The following is a 20,222-nucleotide window of genomic DNA, read 5'->3' as shown; positions in this document are numbered from 1 at the left end:
CCCCCGGAAGCAGCGCCTACCACAAGGCCGCAAGCACGGTCACGAGGCAAGACCCCGAGCGCTGCAATAAAATCCCCAGCCCGGCTATGGGCGCGCAGCGCCCGGCCGAGGCGCCCCACCCGATGAATGCTCCGACCGCGTTGAATACGCTATTGGCACAGGCCGCAGAGCCTGTCCGACTGCGCGAGATCCCGTACAACTACACCAGCTTCTCCGATCGCGAGATCGTGATTCGCCTGCTGGGCGAACGCGGCTGGGAACTGCTGCAGACCCTGCGCGCCGAGCGCCGCACCGGCCGATCGGCGCGCATGCTCTACGAGGTTCTGGGCGACATCTGGGTGGTGCAGCGCAACCCCTACCTGGTCGACGACCTGCTCGACAACCCGCGCCGCCGCGGCCAGCTGGTCGATGCCCTGAGGCACCGCCTGGCCGAGGTGCAGAAGCGCCGCACCCCCGACAGCGACCTGCCGCGCGACCAGCTCGTGGGCGAGCTCACCGGCCTCGTGGGCGATGCGGTGGCCGCCTTCGACACCAAGTTCCGCGACGTCGCCGCCCTGCGCCGCAAGGCCACGCGCGTGCTGGGCCGGCTTACCGCCAAGGACAACATCAAGTTCGACGGCCTCTCGCGCGTCGCCCACGTCACCGACGCCACCGACTGGCGCGTGGAGTACCCCTTCGTGGTGCTGTGCCCCGACACCGAGGCCGAGATGGCGCTGCTGGTGAAGGGCTGCATCGAGCTGGGCCTGACCATCATCCCGCGCGGAGGCGGTACTGGCTATACCGGCGGCGCCATTCCGCTGACCTGGAACAGCGTCGTCATCAACACCGAGAAGCTCGAGGCGATGACCGAGGTCGAGCACGTCTCGCTGCCCGGCCTGGCCGACCCGGTGCCCACCATCTGGACCGAGGCCGGCGTGGTCACCCAGCGCGTGGCCGACGCGGCCGAGCGCGCGGGCTTCGTCTTCGCGGTCGACCCGACCTCGGCCGAGGCCTCGTGCGTGGGCGGCAACGTCGCCATGAACGCGGGCGGCAAGAAAGCCGTGCTCTGGGGCACGGCGCTCGACAACCTGGCTTCGTGGCGCATGGTCACGCCGCAGGCCGAGTGGCTCGAGGTCACGCGCATCGGCCACAACCTCGGCAAGATTCACGACGCCGAAAGCGCCGTGTTCGAGCTGCAGTACTACGCCGCCGACGGCAGGACCAAGCTGCGCAACGAACGCCTGGAGATCCCGGGCCGCACCTTCCGCAAAGAGGGCCTGGGCAAGGACGTGACCGACAAGTTCCTCTCGGGCCTGCCCGGCATCCAGAAGGAGGGCTGCGACGGCCTCATCACCAGCTGCCGCTGGGTGGTGCACCGCATGCCGGCTCACACGCGCACCGTGTGCCTGGAATTCTTCGGCAACGCCAAGGACGCGGTGCCCAGCATCGTCGAGATCAAGGACTTCATGTTCGCCGAGCAGAAGCGCTCGGGCGTGCTGCTGGCCGGCCTCGAACACCTGGACGACCGCTACCTCAAGGCCGTGGGCTACGCCACCAAGTCGAAGACGCACGGCGGGCTGCCCAAGATGGTGCTGTTCGGCGACATCGCGGGCGACGACGCCGACGCGGTGGCGCGCGTCACCTCCGAGGTTGTGCGCATTGCCAACTCGCGCAGCGGCGAAGGCTTCATCGCCATCAGCCCCGAGGCGCGCAAGAAGTTCTGGCTCGACCGCAAGCGCACGGCGGCCATCAGCCGCCACACCAACGCCTTCAAGATCAACGAAGACGTGGTGATCCCGCTGCCGCGCATGGCCGAGTACAGCGACGGCATCGAGCGCATCAACATCGAGCTGTCGCTGCAGAACAAGCTCGCGCTCACCGACGAGCTCGAAGCCTTCCTCACGCGCGGCAACCTGCCGCTGGGCAAGACCGACGACGCGCACGAGATTCCCGCGGCCGAGCTGCTGGAAGACCGCGTCGCGCAGGCGGTGGCGCTGGTGCAGGAAACGCGCGCGCTGTGGGCCGGCTGGCTGAAGGACGTCGACGCGCTCTTCCCGCAGCTGCAGGACCACTCGCTGCGCGCGAGCTGGAAGACCCAGCTGCGCCAGCCGCTGCAGGCCATCTTCACGGGCGCGGAGTTCGCGCCGATCCTGGCGGAGTGCACCGCCATCCACAAGCGCGTGCTCAAGGGGCGCGTGTGGGTCGCGCTGCACATGCACGCGGGCGACGGCAACGTGCACACCAACATCCCCGTCAACAGCGACAACTACGACATGCTGCAGACCGCGCATGCCGCGGTGGTGCGCATCATGGCGCTGGCGCGCAGCCTCGACGGCGTGATCTCGGGCGAGCACGGCATCGGCATCACCAAGCTCGAATTCCTGAGCGACGACGAGCTGCGCCCCTTCACCGAGTACAAGGCCAAGGTCGACCCCGAAGGCCGCTTCAACAAGGGCAAGCTGCTGCGCGCGCCCGCGGGCAAGCCCGAGACGCTGCACGCCGACCTGACCAACGCCTACACGCCGAGTTTCGGCCTCATGGGGCACGAGTCGCTCATCATGCAGCAGAGCGACATCGGCGACATCGCCAACAGCGTGAAGGACTGCCTGCGCTGCGGCAAGTGCAAGCCCGTGTGCGCCACGCACGTGCCGCGCGCCAACCTGCTGTACAGCCCGCGCAACAAGATCCTCGCGACCTCGCTGCTGGTGGAGGCCTTCCTCTACGAAGAGCAGACCCGGCGCGGCGTGAGCATCAAGCACTGGGAGGAATTCGAGGACGTGGCCGACCACTGCACCGTGTGCCACAAGTGCCTCACGCCCTGCCCGGTGAAGATCGACTTCGGCGACGTGTCGATGAACATGCGCAACCTGCTGCGCAAGATGGGCCAGAAGAGCTTCCGCCCGGGCAACGCGGCCGCGATGTTCTTCCTGAACGCGACCAATCCGCAGACCATCAAGGCGGTGCGCGCGGGCATGGTGGGCGTGGGCTTCAAGGCGCAGCGCCTGGCCAACGACCTGCTGCGCGGCCTCGCGAAGAAGCAGACCTCCGCGCCGCCGGCGTCGCTCGGGCCGGCTCCGGTCAAGGAGCAGGTGATCCACTTCATCAACAAGAAGATGCCGGGCAACCTGCCGAAGAAGACGGCGCGCGCGCTGCTCGACATCGAGGATGCGGACTACGTGCCGATCATCCGCAACCCGAAGGCGACCACCTCCGAGACCGAGGCTGTCTTCTACTTCCCGGGCTGCGGATCGGAGCGGCTGTTCTCGCAGGTCGGTCTGGCCACGCAGGCCATGCTCTGGCATGCGGGCGTGCAGACCGTGCTGCCGCCGGGCTACCTGTGCTGCGGCTATCCGCAGCGCGGCAGCGGCCAGTTCGACAAGGCCGAGAAGATGATCACGGACAACCGCGTGCTCTTCCACCGTGTGGCCAACACGCTCAACTACCTCGACATCAAGACGGTGGTGGTGAGCTGCGGCACCTGCTACGACCAGTTGCAGGGCTACCAGTTCGACAAGATCTTCCCGGGCTGCCGCATCGTCGACATCCACGAGTACCTGCTCGAAAAGGGCATCACGCTCGCCGATGCGGCAGGCGGCGGCTACCTCTACCACGACCCCTGCCACTCGCCGATGAAGCAGCAGGACCCGATGAAGACGGTGAAGGCGCTGGTGGGCGACAACGTGCTCAAGAACGACCGCTGCTGCGGCGAATCGGGCACGCTGGGCGTGTCGCGGCCCGACATCTCCACGCAGATCCGCTTCCGCAAGGAGCAGGAGCTGAAGAAGGGCGAAGCCGCGCTGCGCGAAGCCGGCAAGGTCGGCGAGAAGGAGAACGTGAAGATCCTCACCAGCTGCCCGAGCTGCCTGCAGGGCCTCTCGCGCTACGGCAACGACCTGAACAACGGCCTGCTCGAAGCCGACTACATCGTGGTCGAGATGGCCAACAAGATCCTCGGCGAAGACTGGATGCCGAACTACGTGGAAGCCGCCAATCAGGGCGGCATCGAGCGGGTGCTGGTGTGACGTCGAAGGTGCAGGGCTGCGTGCTGTGCGAGGGCCCGGGCGGGCGCCTCGTGTTCGAGGGCGCGAAGCTGCGCGTGATCCATGCCGAGGAGGCGGGCTTCCCGGCCTTCTATCGCGTGGTGTGGCGCGAGCACGCGCCGGAGTTCTCCGATCTCGACGCGGCCGACCGTGCCCTGTGCATGGAAGCGGTGACAGTGGTCGAGCAGTGCCTGCGCGAGCATCTGAAGCCGGCGAAGATCAACCTCGCCGCGCTTGGCAACATGGTCGGGCACCTGCACTGGCATGTCATCGCGCGCTTCCCGAACGACAGCCACTTCCCCGGCTCGGTGTGGGCGCCCGTGCAGCGCGAGCGAGATGCGGCGCTGGAGGCGGACATCGCCGCGCACCTGCCTGCCGTCGAGGCTGCGATGATCGAGCGATTGGGCAACAGGAGCTTCTGATGGCAGGCTTGAAACCGGGCGCACCGACGCCGCAGTCGATCACCGTGCACGGGCAGTCGCGCGTGCTCGAGGTCGGCTTCTCCGACGGCGCGACCTTCCGCATTCCCTTCGAGCTGATGCGCATCTACTCGCCCTCGGCCGAGGTGCAGGGCCATGGCCCCGGGCAGGAAGTGCTGCAGACGGGCAAGCGCGATGTCGAGCTCGTCGAGCTCGAGGCAGTGGGCAACTACGCGGTGCAACCGATCTTCAGCGACGGCCACAACACGGGCATCTACTCCTGGGACCTGCTCTACGAACTGGGCGAGAAGCAGGCCGAGCTGTGGGCTGCCTATGAGCGCCGGCTGGCCGAGGCGGGTGTCGACCGCGACGCGCCGATGATCGAGAAGGGCGGCCACGCCTGCGGCAGCCACTGAGGCCTTCGAGGCAGCGCAAGAATCCGCCGCTGCTATTGAAAAGATAGCCCTACGCCCAGAAAGGGCGGGGCTGAAAAAGCAACAAATGTCCGCCGTGGTCGCGGGGTCGTCGACTTGATGTGAAGGCTTCCGGCCTAACATCGGTCGCATGAGTACCACACACTTCGGCTTCGAAACGGTCGACGAAAGCGAGAAGGCCCGCCGCGTTCGCGGTGTCTTCGATTCGGTCGCATCGCGCTACGACATCATGAACGACCTGATGTCGGCAGGCCTGCACCGCGCCTGGAAGGCGTACACCGTCATGGTCGCGAACGTGGGCGAAGGCTCGCGCGTCCTCGACATCGCGGGCGGCACCGGCGACCTCGCACTGGCCTTCGCGAAGAAGGTCGGCGCCAGCGGCCAGGTGGTCCACACCGACATCAACGAAGCCATGCTGCGCACCGGCCGCGACCGGCTGCTCGACGCCGGCGTGGTGCTGCCCACCATGGTCTGCGACGCGGAGAAGCTGCCCTTTCCCGACAACCACTTCGACGTGGTCACCGTGGCCTTCGGCCTGCGCAACATGACGCACAAGGACGCCGCGCTCAAGGAGATGAACCGCGTGCTCAAGCCGCGCGGCAAGCTGCTGGTGCTCGAGTTCTCGAAGGTCGCGAAGCCGCTCGCGAAGGCCTACGACTGGTACTCCTTCAACGTGCTGCCGAGGCTCGGCAAGCTCGTGGCTGGCGACGATGCGAGCTATCGCTATCTCGCCGAATCCATCCGGATGCACCCCTCGCAAGAGGAGCTCAAGACCCTCATGAAAGAGGGCGGTTTCGGACATGTGGACTATCACAACATGACTGGGGGAATCGCTGCCCTCCATGTTGGAATCAAGTGTTGAAAAGCGGATCTTTCGCTCGAGAGGAGACGACGATATGAAGAGTTTGGGTTCTTTGTTCCTGGCAGCCGCGCTGGTCCTGGTCAGTGTCCAGGCCGAGGCTGCGCGCATCGGTGGCGGCAAGTCGATGGGTCGCCAGTCGTCCAACGTGACGCAGCGCGAGTCCGCAGCGCCTTCGGCACCCGCGCAGCAGAACGCGACCAACGCGGCAGCGGCCAAGCCCGCAACGCCCGCGCCCGCGGCAGCTGCACCGAAGCGTCCCTGGGGCGCGATGCTCGGCGGCCTGGCCGCCGGCCTGGGCCTCGCATGGCTCGCCAATTCGCTGGGCCTCGGCGCCGGCTTCGCCAACATCCTGCTGATCGGCCTGCTGGTGCTGGCAGGCGTGGTGGTGTGGCGCATGATCAAGTCGCGCTCGCAGCCCGTTGCCAATCGCCAGGGCGGCTTCGCCTTCCAGGGCGCCGGTGCCAGCCCGAGCAGCGCGAGCGCTCCGGCGCAGTACAGCCCCAACAACGTGGGCAACGACGCATCGGCGCGTCCCTGGGAGCGCAACAACGCTGCCTTCGATGCCACGCCGCACGGCAGCAGCCTTTCGGCGGCTGGCGCAGCGGCAGGCGGCAGCATGATCGGCTCGGCACTCGGCGGTTCGCAGTCGTGGGGCATTCCCGCCGGCTTCGACGTCGACGGCTTCCTCGGCGCTGCAAAGCGCAACTTCGTGACCCTGCAGGACGCGTGGGACCGCGCCGACGTGTCGACGCTGCGTTCGATGATGACCGACGGCATGGTCGACGAAATCCGTTCCCAGCTGGCCGACCGCGCCAGCCACACCGGTGGTGCCTCCAACAAGACCGAAGTCGTGATGCTCGACGCCAAGCTGCTCGGCATCGAGGAGCTGCCAGACGCCTACATGGCCAGCGTGGAGTTCTCCGGCATGATCCGCGAAGACGCCTCGGCCGGCCCGGGCCCGTTCCGCGAAGTGTGGAACATGACCAAGCCGGTCAGCGGCAACAGTGGCTGGCTGGTTGCAGGCGTACAGGCACTGCAGTAATAAAAAGCTGAAAAGCGGCCCTCACGGGGCCGCAACGCAGGCGGGATAATGGGGACATGGCCACACCATCGTCCCCATTTTCCTTTCTAGGCGATCTCTTCAACACCATTGGCGAGCGCCTGCAGCCCCCGGACTGGGCGGTCCACGAGATCCAGAACCGCGCGGTCCTGTTCCTCAACCATGTGCTCCAGCAGGAGCCCGAGGCCCAGCAGCGGCTGCTGCGCCAGCAGGGGCGGGTGGTGCGCTTCCAGTGGCGCTTCGTGACCATGGAGCTGGTGGCAACGCCGGCCGGCCTTCTCGACCTTGCCCCGGCCGGCTCGGTGCCCGAGCTGACGCTCACCGTCACCGACGACTCTCCCTTCGACATTGCCCGCGCCGCGCTTCGAGGCGACAAGCCCGCCGTGCAGATCATCGGCGACGTGCAGCTGGCGGCCGAGGTCAACTGGCTGGTCGACCATGTGCGCTGGGACGTCGAGGACGATCTGGCCCGCGTGATCGGCGACGTGCCCGCGCATACGCTGGGCAACGCCGTGCGCCGTGTTGTCGGTGCGCTGCGCCAGTTCGTCGGCAACCGCACGGCCGGCAAGGCCGGCGGTTCGGCTGTCGGCCCCGCAGGCAACGCCGAATGAGGCGCTTCTACCGCGGACTTTTCATCGTCTGGGTCGCGCTGCGCTACGGCCTCGACGAGCTGGTGCTCTCGAGCTTCCAGAAGCCCTGGGTGCGCGGGGTCACGCGCGTTCTTTCCTTCGGGCGCAACCTCGATGCGCCGCGCGGCCAGCGCCTGCGCGAGGCGCTCGAAAGCCTCGGCCCCATCTTCGTGAAGTTCGGCCAGGTTCTGTCGACTCGGCGCGACCTGCTGCCGCCCGACATCGCCGACGAACTGGCCTTCCTGCAGGACCGGGTGCCGCCGTTTCCCTCTTCCGTGGCCATCGCCACCATCGAGCGCGCGTTCCGCCGCCCGGTGAGCGATGTGTTCGTGCAGTTCGACGAGACGCCCATCGCCAGCGCATCGATCGCGCAGGTGCACTTCGCGACCATCCGCACCAACGAGGGCGAAGAGCGCGAGGTGGCGGTGAAGGTGCTGCGCCCCAGCATGCGCGGCGTGATCGAGAAGGACCTGGCGCTGATGGCCATGATGGCCGGCTGGCTCGAGAACCTCTCGGCCGACGGCAAGCGCCTGAAGCCGCGCGAGGTGGTGGCCGAGTTCGACAAGTACCTGCACGACGAGCTCGACCTGGTGCGCGAGGCCGCCAACGCGGCCCAGCTGCGCCGCAACATGGCCGCGCTCGACCTGGTGCTGATCCCCGAGATGTTCTGGGACTTCTGCCACCCCGAGGTCATCGTGATGGAGCGCATGAAGGGCGTGCCCATCGCGCAGATGGACCGCCTGCGCGCGGCCGGCGTCGACATTCCGAAGCTGGCGCGCGACGGCGTGACCATCTTCTTCACGCAGGTGTTCCGCGACGGCTTCTTCCACGCCGACATGCACCCGGGCAACATCCAGGTGAGCCTGGAGCCCGAGACCTTCGGGCGCTACATCTCGCTTGACTTCGGGATCATCGGCACGCTGACCGAGTCGGACAAGGAATACCTCGCGCAGAACTTCGTGGCCTTCTTCCGGCGCGACTACAAGCGCGTGGCCGAGCTGCACCTCGAAAGCGGCTGGGTGCCGGTGGGCACCCGGATCGATGAACTGGAGGCGGCCATCCGCACCGTGTGCGAGCCGTACTTCGACCGGCCGCTGAAGGAGATCTCGCTGGGCATGGTGCTGATGCGCCTGTTCCAGACCTCGCGGCGCTTCCACGTCGAGATCCAGCCGCAGCTGGTGCTGCTGCAGAAGACGCTGCTCAACATCGAGGGCCTGGGGCGCAACATCGACCCCGAACTCGACCTCTGGGCCACGGCCAAGCCCTTCCTCGAGAAGTGGATGGTCGACCAGATCGGCCCCAAGAAGCTGCTGCAGCAGCTCAAGGCCGAGGCGCCCAGGTACGCCAAATTGCTGCCCCAATTGCCTCGATTACTGCACGATTTCCTGGAGAATCGCCCGGTCGACAACCGCCGCGAGCTGCTCGAGCTGCTGGCCGAACAGAAGCGCACCAACCGGTTGCTGCAGACCATCGTCTACGGTGGCATAGGTTTTGTATTGGGGTTGCTCGCCATGCAATTGCTGGTGCGCGTGCGTCTGTTCTAGAGGAGTCTGTGCCGTGTTGTTGACGCTGGTCATCGTCTATCTGCTTGTCACCATCGCGATCGGCCTGTACGCCGCCAAGCGGGTGAAGAACACCACCGACTTCGCTATCGCCGGGCGGCACCTGCCGCTCTACATGATCGTCACGACCACCTTCGCGACCTGGTTCGGCTCCGAAACGGTGCTCGGCATCCCGGCCAAGTTCATCGAGGGCGGGCTCAACGGCGTGGTCGAAGACCCGTTCGGCGCCGGCACCTGCCTGATCCTGGTGGGCCTGTTCTTCGCCGGCAAGCTCTACCGCATGACGCTGCTGACCATCAGCGACTACTACCGCGAGCGCTACGGCCGCGGCGTGGAGGTGGCCTGCTCGCTGATCATCATGCTGAGCTACCTGGGCTGGGTGTCGGCGCAGGTCACGGCGCTGGGGCTGGTGTTCAACCTGCTGTCGGGCGGCGTGGTCAGCATCCCGGTGGGCATGGTGATCGGGGTGATCTCGATCCTGGCCTACACGCTCTTCGGCGGCATGTGGTCGGTGGCGGTCACCGACTTCATCCAGATGATCATCCTCGTGGCCGGCCTGGCCGTGATCGCGATGTTCGCGGGCAACATGGCCGGCGGCGCCGACAAGGTGGTGGCCTTCGCGGTCAGCAAGGACCTCTTCAAGTTCTGGCCCGAGCCGAGCTGGCACGACATGGTGTTCTTCTTCGCCGCGGCCATCACGATGATGCTGGGCTCCATCCCGCAGCAGGACGTGTTCCAGCGCGTGATGTCGGCCAACAGCGTCCAGGCGGCCCGCCGTGGCCCGGTGATCGGCGGCCTGGCGTACATCCTCTTCGCCTTCGTGCCGATGTTCCTGGTGGCCAGTGCGCTGCTCATCATGCCGGAGCAGACCGGCGCGCTGCTGAAGGAAGATCCGCAGAAGGTGCTGCCCACGCTGGTGCTGGAGAAAATGCCCTTCGTGATGCAGGTGCTGTTCTTCGGCGCGCTGCTGTCGGCCATCAAGTCGACTGCCTCGGCCACGCTGCTGGCCCCGAGCGTCACCTTCACCGAGAACATCTGGCGCCAGTTCCGACCGGCCGGCACCGACCGCCAGAACCTCATGACCATGCGCATCACGGTGCTGCTGTTCAGCGCCGCCGTGCTGGCCTACGCCATTCGCATGCAGGGCACGCCGATCTACGAACTGGTTTCGGGCGCCTACCAGGTGCCGCTGGTGGGCGCCTTCGTGCCGCTGGTGTGCGGCCTGTACTGGCGTCGGGCCACCACGCAGGGCGCGGTCGCCTCGATCGTCCTGGGCATCGGCGTGTGGCTGCTGTTCCTGCAGGTGCCGTCCTGGGGAGCCGTGTTCCCGGCCCAGCTGGCGGGTGTTCTGTGCTCTTTCGCGGGCATGGTGGCCGGCTCGCTGCTGCCGCAATGGTTGGCGAACACTCACACGCCTCACCGCCCGCTGGCCACGGAGCCGGCCTGAAGCCGGGGCCCGCCGGCCGGGCCGGGCGTCCTTTCACGGGGGCGCCCCTATAATCGAGGGCTTTGCGAGCGGCCGCTGCGCCGCTTTTTTGACCTCATTTCCCATGCCCATCTACGCCTACAAGTGCAGCGCCTGCGGCTTCGCCAAGGACGCTTTGCAGAAGATGTCCGACGCACCCCTCACGGTGTGTCCGGCGTGCGGCGCGAGTGCGTTCGAAAAACAGGTCACGGCCGCCGGCTTCCAACTCAAGGGCTCGGGCTGGTACGTGACCGATTTCCGTGACGGCGGCGGCAAGAAGTCCGAGCCGGCCACGTCGCCCGCCTCCGGCGAATCTTCGTCTTCCTCCTCTTCTTCCACCACGTCAGCCGCGCCGAGCCCCGCTCCGGCGCCCGCCGCACCGGCTCCCGCGCCGGCCGCGACGAGCGGCGACTGAAACACCCCGACCGCCATGCTCGCCCTGCGCAAATGGTTGCTGTCCGGCCTGCTGGTCATCGTGCCGCTGGTCATCACGCTCGGCGTGCTGAACTGGATCATCGGCACGCTCGACCAGACGCTGTGGCTGCTGCCCGAGCAGTGGCAGACCTGGCTGAGCGACCACAAGGTGCGCGGCCTGGGCGTGCTGCTCACGCTGGCGATCCTGCTGGTGGTGGGGGCCACGGCCAGCAACTTCGTCGGCAAGCGCCTGCTCGGCTGGGGTGACGCCGTGGTCCGGCGCATCCCGGTGGTGCGCTCGATCTACTCCAGCGTCAAGCAGGTGTCGGACACGCTGTTCTCCGAGAACGGCAATGCCTTCCGCACCGCGGTGCTGGTGCAATGGCCGCGCGAAGGCGTGTGGACCATCGCCTTCGTGACCGGCGCGCCCGGCAACGAGGTCGCCGCGCATCTCGGCGAGGGCGAGTTCCTCAGCGTCTATGTGCCGACCACGCCCAATCCCACGGGCGGCTACTTCGTGATGCTCAAGCGCAGCGACTGCATCGAACTGAAGATGAGCGTGGACGAAGCGCTCAAGTACATCGTCTCGATGGGGGTGGTCGTTCCAGGCGGCCCCGCCACGGTGGCGGTGAAGTCTTCCAACTCATAAAAGAACGAACGCGCCCTCGAGGCGCCGGAATGGATTCCTATGGCCATGCGTACTCAATATTGCGGTCTCGTGACCGAAGCCCTGCTGGGCCAGACCGTCACCCTTTGCGGCTGGGTCAACCGTCGCCGCGACCACGGCGGCGTGATCTTCATCGACGTGCGTGACCGCGAAGGCTACGTGCAGGTGGTGTGCGACCCCGACCGCGCCTCGACCTTCGCCGTGGCCGAGAGCCTGCGCAACGAATACTGCGTGCAGATCACCGGCCTGGTGCGCGCACGGCCCGAAGGCACGACCAACGACCAGCTCAAGAGCGGCAAGATCGAAGTGCTGTGCCATGAGCTGAAGGTGCTGAACCCCTCGGTCACGCCTCCGTTCCTGCTGGACGACGACAACCTGTCGGAAACCACCCGCCTCACGCACCGCGTGCTCGACCTGCGCCGCCCGGCCATGCAGCGCAACATGCTGCTGCGCTACAAGGTGACGATGGAAACGCGCAAGTTCCTCGACGCCAACGGCTTCATCGACATCGAGACGCCGATGCTCGGCAAGTCCACGCCCGAAGGCGCGCGCGACTACCTCGTGCCCAGCCGCGTGCACGACGGCAGCTTCTTCGCGCTGCCGCAGTCGCCCCAGCTCTTCAAGCAGCTGCTGATGGTGGCCGGCTACGACCGCTACTACCAGATCGTGAAGTGCTTCCGTGACGAAGACCTGCGCGCCGACCGCCAGCCCGAATTCACGCAGATCGACATCGAGACCTCGTTCCTCGCCGAGGAAGAGATCCGCGAGATGTTCGAAGGCATGATCCGCAACGTGTTCCGCAACGCCGCGGGCATCGACCTGCCGGTGTTCCCGACCATGACGTACGCGGACGCGATGTTCAAGTACGGCTCGGACAAGCCCGACCTGCGCGTGAAGCTCGAGTTCACCGAACTCACCGAGCTGATGAAGCGCGTCGAGTTCAAGGTGTTCTCCAACGCCGCCACCATGGCCGGCGGCCGCGTCGTGGCGCTGCGCGTGCCCGGCGGCGGTGCCGAGGGCGGTCTCTCGCGCGGCGAGATCGACGCGTACCAGGAGTTCGTCAAGATCTACGGCGCCAAGGGCCTGGCCTACATCAAGGTCAACGACGCTGCTGCCGGCCGCGATGGCCTGCAGAGCCCGATCGTGAAGAACCTCGACGACAACGCGCTGGCCGAGATCATCGCGCGCACGGGTGCGCGCAACGGCGACATCCTGTTCTTCGGCGCCGACAAGGAAAAGATCGTCAACGACGCCATCGGCGCGCTGCGCATCAAGATCGGCCACAGCGCCTTCGGCAAGAAGAGCGGCCTGTTCGATGACCGCTGGGCGCCGCTGTGGGTGGTGGACTTCCCGATGTTCGAGTTCGACGAGGAAGGCCAGCGCTGGAGCGCCGTGCACCACCCGTTCACCGCGCCGAAGGACGGCCACGAAGACCTCATGGACACCGCGCCCGAGAAGTGCATCGCCAAGGCCTACGACATGGTGCTCAACGGCATCGAGATGGGCGGCGGCTCGGTGCGTATCCACCGCGAGGAAGTGCAGAGCAAGGTGTTCCGCGCGCTGAAGATCAGCGCCGAGGACGCGCAGCTCAAGTTCGGCTTCCTGCTGGATGCGCTGCAGTACGGCGCGCCCCCGCACGGCGGCATTGCCATCGGCCTGGACCGCCTGGTCATGCTCATGACCGGCGCCGAGTCGATCCGCGACGTGATCGCCTTCCCCAAGACCCAGCGCGCGCAGGACCTGCTGACGCAGGCGCCGAGCCCGGTCGACGAGAAGCAACTGCGCGAACTGCACATCAAGCTGCGCAACAACCCCCAAGCAGCCTGATGCGGCCATGACGACCAGCCCCCGGCCCTGGAAGATCCCGGAGTCGGTGCTGGTCGTGATCCACACGCCGGCGCTCGATGTGCTGCTGATCCGGCGTGCGGATGCCGAGACCGACTTCTGGCAATCGGTCACCGGCAGCAAGGACGTGGCCGACGAGCCCCTGGTGCTCACCGCGGCGCGCGAGGTGGCCGAGGAAACCGGCATCCTGTGCGGCGAAGGCACGCCGCTGGCCTCGCAACTGGTCGACTGGCAGCTGCGCAACGTCTACGAGATCTATCCGCGCTGGCGCGCCCGCTATGCACCGGGCGTCACCCACAACACCGAGCACCTTTTCGGCCTGCGCGTGCCCGAACGCGTCGTGCCCACGCTCGACCCCCGCGAGCACACCGACTGGCGCTGGCTGCCCTACCGGGAGGCGGCTGACGCCTGCTTTTCCCCATCGAATGCCGAAGCCATTCTGTTGCTGCCAGAATTTGCGCGATGAACCAGCCGGCAGCAGCAGCGGTGCAGAACCTCCGCGTCGCGACCTACAACATCCACAAGGGTGTGCAGGGCATCGGCCCCGCGCGGCGGCTCGAGATCCACAACCTCGGCCACGCCATCGAGCAGCTCGACGCCGACATCGTCTGCCTGCAGGAAGTGCGCAAGATGAACCGGCAGGCGGCGGCGCGTTTCGCGCGCTGGCCCGAGCTGCCGCAGGCCGACTTCCTCGCGCCCGAGGGCTACACCGCCGTCTACGAGACCAACGCCGTCACGCGCCATGGCGAGCACGGCAACGCGCTGCTCACGCGCTGGCCGGTGCTGGGCACCAACCACCAGGACATTTCCGACCACCGCTTCGAGCAGCGCGGGCTGCTGCACGTGGTGATCGACGTGGAAGGCCGGCGGGTGCACGCCATCGTGGTGCACCTGGGGCTCATCAAGGGCAGCCGGGTGCGGCAGATCGCGCGGCTGCGCGAGTTCATCGACCGCGAGGTGCCGCCCGGCGAGGCCGTGGTGGTGGCGGGCGACTTCAACGACTGGGGCGCGCGCATGCGCTACGCCATGAACGCCATGGGCCTGCGCGACACCAGCGATCTGCGCGGTCCGCGCACGCTCACTTATCCCTCGCGCCTGCCGGTGGCGCAGCTCGACTTCGTCTACGGGCGCGGGCTGGAGCCGCTGTCCTGCGTGGTGCCGCGCGGTCCGATCTGGGCCCGCATGTCCGACCACCTGCCGCTGGTGGCTGATTTTTCACTCCTTAATTGATAGCATTGCTCCGAGAAGGGACGGGCGTTGCGGCCCCGAATGTCTGGAGCCATTCACTGGTACGATCTTTGCCATGCTGAGGAAAACCGACGTCGAACCGCGCCCCGATCGAAATGACGATGACGAGGGCACGCCCGTCTCCGTGAAGATCCGCGAGCGCATCACCGCGGCGCGCAAGCGCTTCAATGCCAACGACAACATCTCCGAGTTCATCCAGCCCGGCGAGCTGGAGGCCCTGCTCGACGAGGTCGAGGTCAAGATGAAGGACGTGCTCCAGAGCCTGGTGATCGACGTCGAGAACGACCACAACACTGACAACACCGCGCGCCGGGTCGCCAAGATGTACCTCAACGAGGTGTTCAGGGGCCGCTATGTGGCGGCGCCTTCGCTCACCGAGTTTCCGAACGCCGAGCACCTGAACGAACTGATGATCGTCGGCCCGATCACCGTGCGCAGCGCCTGCTCGCACCACTTCTGCCCGATCATCGGCAAGCTCTGGATCGGCGTGATGCCCAACGAGCACACCAACGTGATCGGCCTGTCGAAGTACGCGCGCCTGGCCGAATGGGTCATGGGCCGTCCGCAGATCCAGGAAGAAGCCGTGGTGCAGCTGGCCGACCTGATCCAGGAAAAGACCCAGCCCGACGGCCTGGCCCTCGTCATGGAGGCCGAGCACTTCTGCATGGCCTGGCGCGGCGTGAAGGAAATGGACAGCAAGATGATCAATTCCGTGATGCGCGGCGTGTTCCTGAAAGATCCGAGCCTGCGCCGCGAATTCCTTTCCCTCCTGCCCAGAAAGGACTGAGCCATGCTGGTCCGACTCCTCTACGCCAGCCGCGCCGTCGACACCAGCCCCGAGGCCATCGAGTCGATCCTGGCGCAATCGCGCACCCACAACACCGCGTGCGGCATCACCGGCATCCTCTGCTACGGCGCGGGCACCTTCCTGCAGGCCATCGAAGGCGGCCGCATGGCCATCTCCGAGCTCTACGGCCACATCCAGCGCGATGCGCGCCACAAGGACGTGGTGCTGCTGCACTACGAAGAGATCTCCGAGCGCCGCTTCGGCGGCTGGACGATGGGCCAGGTCAACCTGTCGAAGCTCAACGCATCGACGCTGCTGAAGTATTCCGAGAAGCCCGAGCTCAACCCGTACGCGGTGTCGGGCAAGGTCTCGTTGGCGCTGCTCGAGGAACTGATGGCAACTGCCGCCATCGTCGGCCGCCACTAGAACGTGGTCCCCACGCTCGGCACTTCGTGTCCTCGCTGCCCCCCGGGGGGGCAGCCCGCGCCTTGGGACGGCCCGGCGGCGCTCGGTCTCGCGTAGCTCGAGGTGCCGCTCTCCGCATTCGCCCTGATCCTGCTCGCCGGGATCATCCACGCCAGCTGGAACATCGCCGCCAAGAAGGCGAACGGCGATGCGCGCTTCAGCTTCCAGACCAGCGTGTTCAACATGGTCATCTGGGCGCCGCTGGGCATCGTGCTCGGCTGGAATGTGGTGCCGAACTGGGGCTGGGCCGAGTGGAGCTTCGTCGTGCTCAGCGGCGTGCTGCACGTCTTCTATTTCATCGTGCTGCTGCGCGGCTACCGCAAGTCGGACCTGACGGTGGTCTATCCGCTGGCGCGCGGCTCGGGGCCGCTGCTGTCCTCGCTGGTGGCCGTGCTCTTCCTCGGCGAGAAGATCAGCCCCGTCGGCGTGGCCGGCATCCTTGGCGTGGTGGCCGGCGTGTTCCTCATCGCCGGCGGCCCGCGCCTGTGGCAGAAGGCGCACGACCCGGCGCAGCGCGCGCGGGTGCACAAGGGCATGCGCTACGGCGTGCTGACCGGCGCCTTCATCGCGGCCTACACGGTGGCCGACAGCTACGCGGTCAAGTTCCTCGCGATGTCGCCGATCCTGCTCGACTACATGGGCAACCTCGTGCGCATCGTGCTGCTGCTGCCCGCGGCGCTGCAGGACCGCGCGACCACCGTGCGCATGTGGCGCGACCAGTGGAAATACGCGCTGCTGGTGGCGGCGATCAGCCCCGTCTCGTACGTGCTCGTGCTCTACGCGGTGCAGCAGGCGCCGATCTCGCACGTTGCACCGGCGCGCGAGGTGTCGATGCTCTTCGCGGCGCTCATCGGGGGCCATCTGCTGCGCGAGGGCGACCGGCTGCTGAGGCTGATGGGCGCGATGTTCATCGCCGCCGGCGTGGTGGCGCTCGCCCTGGGCTGAGCCAGTGCTGCTGTTCGGCTGCGACTTCTCCAGCGCGCCGACGGCACGCAAGCCCATCGTCGTCGCGACAGGCGAACAGAGCGGCACCGACAGGGTCGTGCTGCGTGGCCTGCAGCGCTTTTCCACGCTCGACGCCTGGGGCGAATGGCTGTGCGCCACGCCGTCCTGGACCGGCGGTTTCGACTTTCCGTTCAGCCTGCCGCGGGAACTCGTCGAGCAGCTGCGATGGCCGCTGCAGTGGGAGCCGCTGATGGCCCACTACGCCGGCCTGAGCCGCGCCGAGATCCGCCAGACCTTCGCCGCCTTCTGCGCGGCGCGCCCGGTGGGCGGCAAGTTCGCGCACCGCAAGGCTGACGGGCCCGCAGGCTCCAGCCCCTCGATGAAGTGGGTCAACCCGCCGGTGGCCTACATGCTCCATGCCGGCGTGCCGCGCCTGCTCGCGGCGGGTGCGCGCATTCCGGGGCTGCATGCCGGCAGGGGGGCCGATCGCATCGCGCTGGAGGCTTATCCCGGTCTGCTGGCGCGCGAGCTGATCGGACGGCGCAGCTACAAGAGCGACGACCTGGCGAAGCAGACACCCGAGCGACGAGCCGCGCGCGCCGACCTGCTGGCGGCGCTCGAAGCCGGCTCGTCCCGCCTCGGGTTGAGGCTGGCCGTCACCGCGCCGCAGCGCGCGGAGTTGCTCGCGGACGCACGCGGCGACGACATCGACGCCGTGCTGTGCCTGCTGCAGGCCGCCTGGGGCCTGCAGCGCGCCGCAAGCCCCGGCCCGGGCCATGGCCTGCCGGAAGACTTCGATCCGCTTGAAGGATGGATCGTCAGCGCCTGAGCCTCGTTGTCCTACACCGCTTCGGGCTTCCGTCGGCGTTCGCCGCCATGCGGCGGCGCCTAGATTGACTGCGGTGGGCCACCCCGGCCCACCTGTTTCAACATCAATCCATCAGGAAGGAAGCGACATGAACAAGGATCAAGTGGCAGGCCGCGTCGAGGAAGCCAAGGGCAAGCTGAAGGAAGTCGCCGGCAAGGTTGTCGGCAACGAGAAGCTCGAAGGCGAGGGCATTGCCGATCAGGCCGCCGGCAAGGTGCAGAAGACCTACGGCGACGTGAAGGAAAAGGCCAAGGACGCGATCAAGTCGGGCGCCGACAAGCTGTGACCGGTCGGGGGCGGGGGCATGCATCCAGCCCGGCCGCCCCGTTCACACACTCTCTTTTTTTCCCATTTCCAATTTCCAAGAAGCGACAGGAGGACTGCCATGAACAACGGATCGAACATTCGACAACGCGTCGCCGGCATGCCGTACGCGCACGTCTGTCTTGCCGTGCTGCTGGCCGGCGCCGCGCTGGCCCTGGCCGGCTGCGACAAGGGCGACAACCGCACTGCCGGCGAGAAGCTCGACAGCGCCGTGGCGAAGACCGAGCAGGCGGCCGACACGGCCGCGGCAAAGACGGGCGAGGCCCTGAAGGACGCCAAGGCCAAGGTCGAGTCGTCCAACACCACCGCAGAGGTGAAGGAAGGCGCCGCCAATGCCAAGGAAGCGCTCAAGGAGGCAGGCGCGGCAGTGAGCGCGACGATGGACGATGCTGCCATCACGGCCTCGGTCTCGGCTGGCCTTGCCAGGGACCCGGACCTGAGCGCCATCAAGATCGACGTCGACACCAAGGCCGGCGCCGTGAGCCTGAAGGGGCCGGCACCCTCGGCCGCCGCGAAGGCGCGGGCCGAGGAGATCGCCAAGGGCGTGCAGGGCGTGACCTCGGTGAGCAACCAGCTCGAGGTGAAGGGCTGAAGATCCCCTTCGACCCCCGGCAACGAAAAAGCCCGGCGCTGCCGGGCTTTCTCATGGGCGGGGCCTTCGTCGCTCAGTGGCCGAGCCAGTCCTTCAGTTCGTCGGCATGCTCCTCTTCATCGGCGAGGATGCCTTCGAGCATGCGGCGCGTGGTCGGGTCCTTGTCGCCGATGAGCGAGATCATCTGGCGGTACGACTCCACAGCGATACGCTCGGCGATCAGGTTGGCGCGCACCATCGACTGCAGGTCGGTCGATTCGTCGTAGGAGGCATGGCTGCGTTCGAGCAGGTGCGTGGGCGCGAAGTCGGGTTCGCCGCCCAGCTGCACGATGCGTTCGGCGATGAGGTCGGCATGGGCCGACTCTTCGTTGGCGTGCACCAGGAACTCGTCGGCGATGGCCGGCGACTCCACGCCGTTGGCGGTGAAGTAGTGGCGCTTGTAGCGCAGGATGCAGACCAGCTCGGTGGCCAGCGCATCGTTCAGGAGCTTCACGACGTCGTCGCGCCAGGGGCCGTAGCTCGGCGTGACGGCACCGTCGTCCAGGCTGTTGCGGGCTGCGTCGAGGCCGCTCTGGTCGAGCGCCAGGTGCTGGTGGCCGGAGGCCTTGGAGGAGGCTGCCGTGGAGGAAACGTCGTTTTTCATGGAGAGTCCTTTCGTGGGGGGCGAGTTGAATTCGGGGTCTTGCTCATCAGGGTATTGACGAGGTCGGCCACGTCGGATGTCTTCAGTACGGCCGCGAGCACCGCCGTCGCCGACAGCAGTCGCCAGGGCTTGGCCAGCACCAGCAGCGCGCCCGTGGCGGCCGCGGCTGCCATCAGCTTGGCCGGCTCCTTGCGGGCGTAGTGCTCCAGCATCGGCCGCGCCAGCTGGCCGACCGCATGCGCGGGATGCCTGCGCCACCAGCGTTCCAGCACGCTGCGCCCCACGGCGAGCCATACGTTCTCGTTTCTTCTTCGGCTGCCTCCGCGTTCCCCTTGCCCTGCGGGATCTCCTTCTCCTCTTTCGTGCGGGTGGCCTTGGCGCCGGCCTGTGGCCTGCGCTTCATAGTGTGCGTATTCCAGGTCGTCCAACCGGGGATCGGAGCCGGCGTGGCCGCGGCCTTGATGGCTGTCGTCGTCCACGCCGCCGTTCAGCTGCCGCACCAGCGCGCGGCGCGAAAGGGCCAGGCGCTGCTGAGGCGAGAGTTGCTCTGGATGCGAATTGCGGCGCTCAGTACCGGTCATGGCGCGCTCCGGCTTCGTGCAGGGCCTGCAGGTCGGCATCGAGCTGCGAGCGCAGATCCTCGAAGGCGTAGTGGGGTGCGGGCCGCGCCGCGTACCAGGTGCAGATGGCCGCGATCACCACGGCCACGCCCGGAACGGCCACAAGCACCCAGTGGAAGCTGCCGTGCATCACGCCCAGCAGGATCGCAACGCCTATCAGTCCGAGCGCCAGGGTGATGGTGGCCACCGCCAGCACGGCCGCGACGATGCGTGCGGCGATGCCGCGTCCCGCCTGGGCGGATTCCTGCCGGATGAGGGCGGCGTAGTTGGCGAGGTGTTCAGCGACGAGTTCCGGATGCCCGAGCACCGTGGAAAAAATCGGATGGAGCATGGTGCCGGGTTCGATCGACGATG

Annotated in this window: 22 protein-coding genes; 19 read left to right on the top strand and 3 right to left on the bottom strand. The window is 67.2% G+C overall.

What is annotated here, in order from left to right; translation table 11 throughout:
* Window positions 1-122 precede the first annotated feature (122 nt).
* The 19 genes from ABL838_RS24950 (at window position 123) to ABL838_RS24860 (ending at window position 18,605) form a co-directional block, all read left to right on the top strand.
* Complete coding sequence (locus tag ABL838_RS24950) at window positions 123-4,001, top strand: DUF3683 domain-containing protein (RefSeq protein WP_418122396.1); 3,879 nt, start codon at window positions 123-125, stop codon at window positions 3,999-4,001.
* Window positions 3,998-4,441 (top strand): HIT family protein, encoded by a 444-nt coding sequence (locus ABL838_RS24945; RefSeq protein WP_418122394.1) that lies wholly within the window; start codon window positions 3,998-4,000, stop codon window positions 4,439-4,441. Before ABL838_RS24950 ends, ABL838_RS24945 begins: the two co-directional genes overlap by 4 nt.
* Window positions 4,441-4,854, top strand: coding sequence for a gamma-butyrobetaine hydroxylase-like domain-containing protein (locus tag ABL838_RS24940; protein ID WP_418122393.1), 414 nt, complete (start codon window positions 4,441-4,443; stop codon window positions 4,852-4,854). The genes ABL838_RS24945 and ABL838_RS24940 overlap by 1 nt, the downstream gene beginning before the upstream one ends.
* A gap of 148 nt (window positions 4,855-5,002) precedes the next feature.
* Window positions 5,003-5,734, top strand: a complete 732-nt coding sequence (gene ubiE / locus ABL838_RS24935) for a bifunctional demethylmenaquinone methyltransferase/2-methoxy-6-polyprenyl-1,4-benzoquinol methylase UbiE (RefSeq protein WP_126024703.1) — start codon at window positions 5,003-5,005, stop codon at window positions 5,732-5,734.
* A gap of 34 nt (window positions 5,735-5,768) precedes the next feature.
* Window positions 5,769-6,776 (top strand): Tim44 domain-containing protein, encoded by a 1,008-nt coding sequence (locus ABL838_RS24930; protein ID WP_418122391.1) that lies wholly within the window; start codon window positions 5,769-5,771, stop codon window positions 6,774-6,776.
* Window positions 6,777-6,832: 56 nt separating this feature from the next.
* Window positions 6,833-7,405 carry a ubiquinone biosynthesis accessory factor UbiJ gene (locus tag ABL838_RS24925; RefSeq protein WP_126024705.1) on the top strand — a complete coding sequence of 191 codons (573 nt, stop codon included), beginning with the start codon at window positions 6,833-6,835 and terminating at the stop codon, window positions 7,403-7,405.
* Window positions 7,402-8,967: a ubiquinone biosynthesis regulatory protein kinase UbiB gene (gene ubiB, locus ABL838_RS24920; protein ID WP_184642549.1), complete on the top strand. Its 1,566-nt coding sequence runs from the start codon at window positions 7,402-7,404 to the stop codon at window positions 8,965-8,967. Before ABL838_RS24925 ends, ubiB begins: the two co-directional genes overlap by 4 nt.
* 13 nt (window positions 8,968-8,980) lie before the next feature.
* Window positions 8,981-10,432 carry a sodium:solute symporter family protein gene (locus ABL838_RS24915; RefSeq protein WP_418122390.1) on the top strand — a complete coding sequence of 484 codons (1,452 nt, stop codon included), beginning with the start codon at window positions 8,981-8,983 and terminating at the stop codon, window positions 10,430-10,432.
* Window positions 10,433-10,535: 103 nt separating this feature from the next.
* Window positions 10,536-10,865, top strand: coding sequence for an FmdB family zinc ribbon protein (locus ABL838_RS24910; RefSeq protein WP_126024708.1), 330 nt, complete (start codon window positions 10,536-10,538; stop codon window positions 10,863-10,865).
* A 15-nt stretch (window positions 10,866-10,880) separates the two neighbouring features.
* On the top strand, window positions 10,881-11,513 hold the full coding sequence (locus ABL838_RS24905; RefSeq protein WP_126024709.1) for a DUF502 domain-containing protein: 633 nt from the start codon (window positions 10,881-10,883) through the stop codon (window positions 11,511-11,513).
* A 39-nt stretch (window positions 11,514-11,552) separates the two neighbouring features.
* Window positions 11,553-13,358 (top strand): aspartate--tRNA ligase, encoded by a 1,806-nt coding sequence (gene aspS / locus ABL838_RS24900; RefSeq protein WP_184642547.1) that lies wholly within the window; start codon window positions 11,553-11,555, stop codon window positions 13,356-13,358.
* A gap of 7 nt (window positions 13,359-13,365) precedes the next feature.
* Window positions 13,366-13,842, top strand: a complete 477-nt coding sequence (gene nudB / locus ABL838_RS24895) for a dihydroneopterin triphosphate diphosphatase (RefSeq protein WP_184642546.1) — start codon at window positions 13,366-13,368, stop codon at window positions 13,840-13,842.
* Window positions 13,839-14,606 (top strand): endonuclease/exonuclease/phosphatase family protein, encoded by a 768-nt coding sequence (locus ABL838_RS24890; protein WP_418117661.1) that lies wholly within the window; start codon window positions 13,839-13,841, stop codon window positions 14,604-14,606. Before nudB ends, ABL838_RS24890 begins: the two co-directional genes overlap by 4 nt.
* 73 nt (window positions 14,607-14,679) lie before the next feature.
* On the top strand, window positions 14,680-15,411 hold the full coding sequence (gene folE / locus ABL838_RS24885) for a GTP cyclohydrolase I (protein ID WP_126024713.1): 732 nt from the start codon (window positions 14,680-14,682) through the stop codon (window positions 15,409-15,411).
* Between the two features lie 3 nt (window positions 15,412-15,414).
* On the top strand, window positions 15,415-15,837 hold the full coding sequence (locus ABL838_RS24880; RefSeq protein WP_126024714.1) for a BLUF domain-containing protein: 423 nt from the start codon (window positions 15,415-15,417) through the stop codon (window positions 15,835-15,837).
* 102 nt (window positions 15,838-15,939) lie between these two features.
* Window positions 15,940-16,821, top strand: a complete 882-nt coding sequence (locus tag ABL838_RS24875; protein WP_418122388.1) for an EamA family transporter — start codon at window positions 15,940-15,942, stop codon at window positions 16,819-16,821.
* A gap of 4 nt (window positions 16,822-16,825) precedes the next feature.
* Window positions 16,826-17,650, top strand: a complete 825-nt coding sequence (locus tag ABL838_RS24870; protein WP_126024716.1) for a DUF429 domain-containing protein — start codon at window positions 16,826-16,828, stop codon at window positions 17,648-17,650.
* A gap of 127 nt (window positions 17,651-17,777) precedes the next feature.
* Window positions 17,778-17,975, top strand: a complete 198-nt coding sequence (locus tag ABL838_RS24865; RefSeq protein ID WP_093198234.1) for a CsbD family protein — start codon at window positions 17,778-17,780, stop codon at window positions 17,973-17,975.
* A gap of 99 nt (window positions 17,976-18,074) precedes the next feature.
* The gene (locus tag ABL838_RS24860; RefSeq protein ID WP_418122386.1) at window positions 18,075-18,605 is read left to right on the top strand and encodes a BON domain-containing protein; all 531 of its coding nucleotides are present in this window, start codon (window positions 18,075-18,077) and stop codon (window positions 18,603-18,605) included.
* Window positions 18,606-18,678: 73 nt separating this feature from the next.
* Here the strand turns inward: ABL838_RS24860 and ABL838_RS24855 are convergent, their stop codons facing one another.
* The 3 genes from ABL838_RS24855 to ABL838_RS24845 are packed head-to-tail and all read right to left on the bottom strand — an operon-like array spanning window position 18,679 to window position 20,199.
* Window positions 18,679-19,248 (bottom strand): ferritin-like domain-containing protein, encoded by a 570-nt coding sequence (locus tag ABL838_RS24855; RefSeq protein ID WP_126024717.1) that lies wholly within the window; start codon window positions 19,246-19,248, stop codon window positions 18,679-18,681.
* Entirely contained in the window at window positions 19,245-19,829 is a 585-nt protein-coding gene (locus tag ABL838_RS24850; protein WP_418122385.1) for a hypothetical protein, read from the bottom strand. The genes ABL838_RS24855 and ABL838_RS24850 overlap by 4 nt, the downstream gene beginning before the upstream one ends.
* Window positions 19,816-20,199 (bottom strand): hypothetical protein, encoded by a 384-nt coding sequence (locus tag ABL838_RS24845; protein ID WP_418122383.1) that lies wholly within the window; start codon window positions 20,197-20,199, stop codon window positions 19,816-19,818. The genes ABL838_RS24850 and ABL838_RS24845 overlap by 14 nt, the downstream gene beginning before the upstream one ends.
* Window positions 20,200-20,222: the final 23 nt, after the last annotated feature.

Source organism: Variovorax sp. 160MFSha2.1, from assembly GCF_048305075.1.
In the GTDB taxonomy this organism is placed as follows: domain Bacteria; phylum Pseudomonadota; class Gammaproteobacteria; order Burkholderiales; family Burkholderiaceae_C; genus Variovorax; species Variovorax guangxiensis.
This window is presented reverse-complemented; position numbering and strand designations above follow the sequence as displayed.

What these genes read in the sequence shown, in the direction of transcription:
- ABL838_RS24910 (WP_126024708.1), top strand. Translation starts at nt 10,536, where the DNA reads ATGCCCATCTACGCCTACAAGTGCAGCGCCTGCGGCTTCGCCAAGGAC.
- ABL838_RS24905 (WP_126024709.1), top strand. Translation starts at nt 10,881, where the DNA reads ATGCTCGCCCTGCGCAAATGGTTGCTGTCCGGCCTGCTGGTCATCGTG.
- ABL838_RS24865 (WP_093198234.1), top strand. Translation starts at nt 17,778, where the DNA reads ATGAACAAGGATCAAGTGGCAGGCCGCGTCGAGGAAGCCAAGGGCAAG.
- ABL838_RS24850 (WP_418122385.1), bottom strand. Translation starts at nt 19,829, where the DNA reads ATGACCGGTACTGAGCGCCGCAATTCGCATCCAGAGCAACTCTCGCCT.
- ubiB (WP_184642549.1), top strand. Translation starts at nt 7,402, where the DNA reads ATGAGGCGCTTCTACCGCGGACTTTTCATCGTCTGGGTCGCGCTGCGC.
- ubiE (WP_126024703.1), top strand. Translation starts at nt 5,003, where the DNA reads ATGAGTACCACACACTTCGGCTTCGAAACGGTCGACGAAAGCGAGAAG.
- ABL838_RS24890 (WP_418117661.1), top strand. Translation starts at nt 13,839, where the DNA reads ATGAACCAGCCGGCAGCAGCAGCGGTGCAGAACCTCCGCGTCGCGACC.
- ABL838_RS24855 (WP_126024717.1), bottom strand. Translation starts at nt 19,248, where the DNA reads ATGAAAAACGACGTTTCCTCCACGGCAGCCTCCTCCAAGGCCTCCGGC.
- ABL838_RS24940 (WP_418122393.1), top strand. Translation starts at nt 4,441, where the DNA reads ATGGCAGGCTTGAAACCGGGCGCACCGACGCCGCAGTCGATCACCGTG.
- ABL838_RS24950 (WP_418122396.1), top strand. Translation starts at nt 123, where the DNA reads ATGAATGCTCCGACCGCGTTGAATACGCTATTGGCACAGGCCGCAGAG.
- ABL838_RS24880 (WP_126024714.1), top strand. Translation starts at nt 15,415, where the DNA reads ATGCTGGTCCGACTCCTCTACGCCAGCCGCGCCGTCGACACCAGCCCC.
- ABL838_RS24860 (WP_418122386.1), top strand. Translation starts at nt 18,075, where the DNA reads ATGAACAACGGATCGAACATTCGACAACGCGTCGCCGGCATGCCGTAC.
- ABL838_RS24930 (WP_418122391.1), top strand. Translation starts at nt 5,769, where the DNA reads ATGAAGAGTTTGGGTTCTTTGTTCCTGGCAGCCGCGCTGGTCCTGGTC.
- aspS (WP_184642547.1), top strand. Translation starts at nt 11,553, where the DNA reads ATGGCCATGCGTACTCAATATTGCGGTCTCGTGACCGAAGCCCTGCTG.
- ABL838_RS24845 (WP_418122383.1), bottom strand. Translation starts at nt 20,199, where the DNA reads ATGCTCCATCCGATTTTTTCCACGGTGCTCGGGCATCCGGAACTCGTC.
- nudB (WP_184642546.1), top strand. Translation starts at nt 13,366, where the DNA reads ATGACGACCAGCCCCCGGCCCTGGAAGATCCCGGAGTCGGTGCTGGTC.
- ABL838_RS24925 (WP_126024705.1), top strand. Translation starts at nt 6,833, where the DNA reads ATGGCCACACCATCGTCCCCATTTTCCTTTCTAGGCGATCTCTTCAAC.
- folE (WP_126024713.1), top strand. Translation starts at nt 14,680, where the DNA reads ATGCTGAGGAAAACCGACGTCGAACCGCGCCCCGATCGAAATGACGAT.